The organism is Bradyrhizobium sp. (assembly GCF_016462955.1).
Classification (GTDB): domain Bacteria; phylum Pseudomonadota; class Alphaproteobacteria; order Rhizobiales; family Xanthobacteraceae; genus Bradyrhizobium.
This window is the reverse complement of sequence record NZ_JAEMSD010000705.1, coordinates 1-2,811: the sequence shown is the minus strand read 5'-3', so window position 1 is coordinate 2,811 and position 2,811 is coordinate 1. Positions and strand designations below refer to the sequence as shown.

At 66.5% G+C, this 2,811-nt stretch carries 3 protein-coding genes; 1 reads left to right on the top strand and 2 read right to left on the bottom strand.

Going from position 1 to position 2,811, the window contains the following annotated elements:
• The coding region (locus JHD07_RS37150) for a hypothetical protein (protein ID WP_291631235.1) at positions 1-381 on the top strand (381 nt) is incomplete at its 5' end.
• A gap of 50 nt (positions 382-431) precedes the next feature.
• On the opposite strand, the gene JHD07_RS37145 is transcribed toward JHD07_RS37150, so the two are convergent.
• Both JHD07_RS37145 and JHD07_RS37140 read right to left on the bottom strand, forming a co-directional pair.
• Positions 432-1,400: a tripartite tricarboxylate transporter substrate binding protein gene (locus JHD07_RS37145; protein ID WP_291631234.1), complete on the bottom strand. Its 969-nt coding sequence runs from the start codon at positions 1,398-1,400 to the stop codon at positions 432-434.
• 100 nt (positions 1,401-1,500) lie between these two features.
• Complete coding sequence (locus JHD07_RS37140) at positions 1,501-2,361, bottom strand: helix-turn-helix transcriptional regulator (protein ID WP_291631231.1); 861 nt, start codon at positions 2,359-2,361, stop codon at positions 1,501-1,503.
• Positions 2,362-2,811 lie beyond the last annotated feature (450 nt).

Sequence of the window (2,811 nt, the reverse complement as noted above, 5' to 3'; positions counted from 1 at the left end):
TTCATCAAGAACATCTCGATCGAATCGCCGCCGCTGACCCCTGACAAGCCGGTCGGAGCCGAGGATCTCGTCAGCGCCGACGGTGCCTGTCCCGGTATGGCGCCGCCGCCCGGACCGGCCGATGCCAATGCCTCGACGACGGCACCGATGGGCGGCACGGTCGCGCTCGGCCACACCGAGTGCGACGTGGTGCGCGGCATCGGCGCGCCCTCCAATGTCAGCCTGTCCAACGATGCCGCCGGCCGCCGCGTCGCCGTGGTGACCTGGACCACCGGTCCGCGCGCCGGCATCTACACGTTCACGGCTGGCCGCCTCTCCGCGATCGAGGGCAATCCGGATCCGCAGCCGGTGCCGAGGGCGGCGAAGGGGAAGAAGAAGTAGGCGTAGGCGGGGATCAATTTCTCCGCCGATCGGCCGGGGGACGGCCGCCTTCACTGGATCGGCGCGATGCCGACCCTCTTGATCAGCTCGGCCCATTTCGGGGTTTCGGTGCGGATCTGCTCGGCGAACTCGCTGGGCGTGCGCGTTACCGTTTCCATGCCCAGGGCGGCGAACTTCTGTCGTGCGGCGGGCGCTGTGACCGCCTTCTGAGCCTCCTCGTGCAACTGTGCGATGACAGCTGGCGGCGTTCCGGCCGGCGCCATCAGGCCGAACCAGGCGGTCGCTTCGAAGCCGCGAAACCCGAGCTCATCCAGCGTCGGGATATCAGGCGCCGCCGGTGAGCGCCGCAACGATGTGATCGCGAGCGCGCGCAGGTTGCCGTCGCGGACTTGCGGAAGCACCGAGGCGATGCTGCCGAAGAACATGGTGACGCGGCCGGCAGTGAGGTCGCTCAACAGCGTCGCGCTGTCCCGGTAGGGCACGTGCTGCATCTTGATGCCGGTCATGGTCTGGAACAGCTCGCCCGCCAGATGGGTCGAGGTGCCCACACCGGCCGAGGCAAAGGTGAGGGGAGTGGGACTACGCCGCGCCAGTTCCACGAGTTCGGGCACGTTGGCAGCCGGCACGTCCTTGCTCACAACCAGGATGTTCGGCGCAACCGTGACCTGTGCGACCGGGACAAGATCATGCGCGGGATCGTAGGGCAGCTTGGCGTAGAGCGAGGGGTTGATGACGATCGCAGCATTCCCCGCCATCAGCAGCGTCGAACCATCGGGCGCCGCCTTGGCGACGTGGCCCGCCGCGATGTTGCCGCCGGCACCGAGCATGTTCTCGACCACGACCGGCTTACCCCACGCCGCCGTGAACTGGTCGGCCAGAATGCGGGCTGCGACATCAGGGGCGCTTCCCGGGCCGAAGCCGAGCACGATGCGGATGGTGGATTGCGGGTAGCTCGGCTCGGCATGCGCTGGAGCCGCCAACCCAAAAAGCGCGATCAAGGCAAGCGCCGGCCGTATCATGTTAAGTCTCCTTGTAAGGGCGCCGGATTGTTCAGACCGGACGACCGTCCGTCGTCACCCCGAAGGGTGATTGCCGCCATCTTTTCGGATGAGCAAATCGCTATAGCGACGGATCGAGCGTCTGCGATATCTGCGCAATCTCCCGCACCAACTCGGCTTGGCTGCGGACGCCGATCTTGGCGTAAATCCGCTTGGCGTGGGATTTGACGGTGTTGCGGCTGATCCCAAGCATTGCCGCGGCCGCGTCCATGCCGCTGGTTTGGGCCAGCACATTTGCGGCCCGCGTTTCGGCCGCGGTCAGCCCGTGGCGGGCGGCCAGCAACGCCGTCCCGGCGTCTCGGCTTCCCGAGATATCGACGAGGAGCGCAATGGCTGCGGGCGATGCCGTCCTGTGATGGGAGGGGTGGCCGAACGCTCGTCCTTTCACCGGCGTGACGGTGATGCCGGTCTCGCCGCCGTTCGGACGCAGCAGCCGGCGGGTTGCTGCCGCGCCGCCGCGCAGGGCGTCCGTCAGCAGCGCAAGGATGTCGTTCGTCATTCGCGGCGGGCCCGACAAGCCGGCGCCCTCTTGCAGCCGCAGCGACAGTTCTTCGGCCCGGCTGCGTGCGGCGGTATTGGCAAACAAGACGCGCTGACCTGCGTCGAAAATGATGATCCCGGTGGACAACGCATCGAGCGCGTCGCGCTCGGCCTGCACCGCCGCCTGGTAGTCGTGCATGCGCAGCCGGAGCTCGCAGGCTCGCCGTAGATGAGGCAGCAGCGATCTCAGGACGGCGGCGTCGCGTTCGCTGAACGGACCGCTGGCTTCGCTGCGCTCGACGTTGAGGGAGACGCGGAATTCCGGGCGGCTGACCACGTTGACGATCAAGCCGTGCGCCAGGTTCTGCGGCCTGAGCACATCGTCATAGAAGGCGGTGCGCTTGAGCTTGGGCAGCTCGATCAGACCGTCGCTATGGACCATCTGGCCCGCCGGAAACCGGCTCGAACGCATCCACGGATTGGTGACATGATAGAGTTCGTGGCGGCGCTTGCAGTCGGGATCGATCCGGCCGAGATTGTGGAACGTGTAAAGCTTGCGATCGACGCTGTAACCGTGGATCAGCGCGGCCGCGCTATGCGTGATGTCCGCGATGCCTTCGAGGGCCGAGCTCCACAGCGAGGCATCGAGCACAGCGTCGTAGATGAGCCCGACAAGCGCCCCTCGCCTCTCCTCCAAGTTGGCCGGCATCCGCGATCCCTCGGCAGCTGCACGAGTTTGCCCCTGTCCGAGTCGATCCGCAAGCGCTCTGGTTTTGGCCGGGGCCTTCCGAGCTGTAGCAGTCCGGAGGGATCTGGTGTCGAAGGACGCTCAATGGTTTTCAGAGACCCGGCCGTCTCTTCATCAAGAACATCTCGATCGAATCGCCGCCGC

What these genes read in the sequence shown, in the direction of transcription:
- JHD07_RS37145 (WP_291631234.1), bottom strand. Translation starts at nt 1,400, where the DNA reads ATGATACGGCCGGCGCTTGCCTTGATCGCGCTTTTTGGGTTGGCGGCT.
- JHD07_RS37140 (WP_291631231.1), bottom strand. Translation starts at nt 2,361, where the DNA reads ATGGTCCATAGCGACGGTCTGATCGAGCTGCCCAAGCTCAAGCGCACC.